Source organism: Mycobacterium sp. (assembly GCF_049280035.1).
Taxonomy (GTDB): domain Bacteria; phylum Actinomycetota; class Actinomycetes; order Mycobacteriales; family Mycobacteriaceae; genus Mycobacterium.
Genome location: NZ_JBAPPI010000321.1, coordinates 1 through 2,150, shown reverse-complemented (window position 1 = coordinate 2,150; position 2,150 = coordinate 1). Strand labels below are relative to the sequence as shown.

Annotated in this window: 3 protein-coding genes; 1 reads left to right on the top strand and 2 read right to left on the bottom strand. The window is 61.8% G+C overall.

The features are described 5' to 3' along the window. Positions 1 to 1,078 (top strand): phosphotransferase family protein (locus WAN71_RS10880; RefSeq protein ID WP_422225333.1); only part of this gene is annotated, 1,078 nt, incomplete at its 5' end. A gap of 7 nt (positions 1,079 to 1,085) precedes the next feature. On the opposite strand, the gene WAN71_RS10875 is transcribed toward WAN71_RS10880, so the two are convergent. Together WAN71_RS10875 and WAN71_RS10870 are read right to left on the bottom strand one after the other, a co-directional pair. After that, positions 1,086 to 1,364, bottom strand: coding sequence for a cytochrome C oxidase subunit IV family protein (locus WAN71_RS10875; RefSeq protein ID WP_422225332.1), 279 nt, complete (start codon positions 1,362 to 1,364; stop codon positions 1,086 to 1,088). Positions 1,365 to 1,368: 4 nt separating this feature from the next. Next, complete coding sequence (locus tag WAN71_RS10870) at positions 1,369 to 1,890, bottom strand: cytochrome c oxidase subunit 3 (RefSeq protein ID WP_422225334.1); 522 nt, start codon at positions 1,888 to 1,890, stop codon at positions 1,369 to 1,371. Positions 1,891 to 2,150: the final 260 nt, after the last annotated feature.

Sequence of the window (2,150 nt, the reverse complement as noted above, 5' to 3'; positions counted from 1 at the left end):
GGGGCAACAGATGGAGGGGATGGCCGAGCTGATACCGGTGCTGGCTGCACACCGCTTCGATGAGGCCGCGTTGGCGGGGTATTTGGGTGGACGGCTGCCGGGTTTTGACGGTCAGCTGGAAATTCGTCAGTTTCAAGGCGGCCAGAGCAACCCGACCTATCATTTGCGCACGTCGGGTGGCGAGTACGTCCTGCGTAAGAAGCCACCCGGCAAGTTGTTGCCTCGGGCGCATGAGGTCGAGCGCGAACACCGCGTCATGGCAGCGTTGGCCGAGACCGACGTGCCGGTACCGCGCATGCGGCTCTTGTGTCAGGACGAAACTATCCTCGGCACACCGTTTTTCGTTATGGATCACGTTCAGGGTCGGGTTTTTCCCGACCGGGTGATGCGCGAAGACAGCCCCGAGCACCGTGCCGCGGTCTATGAGGATCTGGCCCGTGTCCTTGCGGCGTTGCATCGCGTGGATTGGCGCGCTGCGGGGCTGGAGGGATTCGGCCGGCCAGAGGGCTACATGCAACGTCAAGTAGCACTGTGGACTCGTCAGTGGCTGGCGGCGCGCATGGAGGACATGCCGGCGATGGACCTGTTGGCGCAATGGCTGCCAGACCACCTACCGCCCGACGATGCGCCTTCCTGCATCGCCCACGGCGACTACCGTCTGGGCAACGTCTTGCTGCATCCGACCGAGCCGCGGGTGGTAGCCGTGCTGGACTGGGAGCTGGCGACGATCGGCAACCCGCTGGCCGACCTCGGGTATTTCTGCGTGACCTACAATGTGCCCGGGGGACCCGGCGGCCTAACCGGAGTACTCGGCGAGAACCTCGCTGGCACTGGGCTTCCCGACCAGAAGACGTTCGTCGAAAGCTATTGCGGGTATGCGGGCCGAAAGCCGCCGGAATCCCTTGACGTGTTCGTGGTGTTTTCGATGTTCCGGCTGGCATCCATCACCGCGGGGGTGTGGCGGCGCGGCGTGGACGGCAACGCCGCTGATGCGCGGGCCAGTACAACCGAATATCGCGAGCGCTATCGAAGTATGGCCGACGCCGCATGGGCACTGGCGCAACGGTTGTCCGGTTAGCCCGAATTCATAACAGGTAGATCGCCAACACGCTGGCCCATAAGATGACCAGCCAGACATCGGTGAACAGCTTGAGCCACCGGGGAGCAGTTCGCACTTCCATGAAGTACCGGATGATCATGCGTCCCTTGATGAATCCCAGCAGGACGACGGCGACGGTGATCGGCACACTGGCCACGGCAGCAGCGCCCCGGGTATGACCCGGCGCCAACCACCACGAGACGATGGTAATCACGGACAAGACAATCCAGGCATAGGTGGTTGTCCGCGCAGCGATCGTGGTCACGAGCTCACCTCATCACGTAGAGCAGGGCGAAGATGACGATCCACAACAGGTCGACCATGTGCCAGTAGGTCGCCCCGGCCTCGACCATGAACAGCCGGCGCCGTCGAGGGTTGCGCAGTTCGCGCAACGTGATACTCAAGATCAGCAGGCCAAGTGAGACATGGAACAGGTGCACACCGGTGATCATGTAGTAGAACATGAAGAATTCGTTGGTCGAAATAGTGTAGCCCGCAGCGATTTCCGTCGACCATTCGTAGGCCTTGATCAGGATGAACGCCACCCCACACAGCCCGCCAAGATAGGTCAGGCGCCGCGCCTGGGTATCGTCGTCGGCGCGCGCCGCCTGCACACTGCGGGCGATAAACCAGGAACTGGCGAGCAACACCAACGTGTTGAGTACGCCGATGTTGATGTTGAGATGCTGTTGGGCAGTCAGGAATTCCTGCGGCTTCATGGCCCGGTGGACCATGAAGATGATGAAGTAGGCGCCGAAAATGATCAAATCGCCTAGAACCATCACCCACATGTGGCCGTCGCCGGGAGTGTGGGCCGTGCGTTGGCCCGCGGCGCCGCTCACCGAAGATGCTGTGGCGGCATCGAACTCGGCCGCGGTCTGCTCTGCATTTGCCATTAAGTCGTCCTACGGGAATCAGTCCAGTGGTGGCTCGTCGACCGGCTGGCGTTCGGTGGCTTTCATCAGAAAGACGATCACGCAACTGAGCCAGAAGCCAAAAACAACTACTCCCAACCAGAACGCGATCGACCCGTTCCATGCGAACGGCCCCG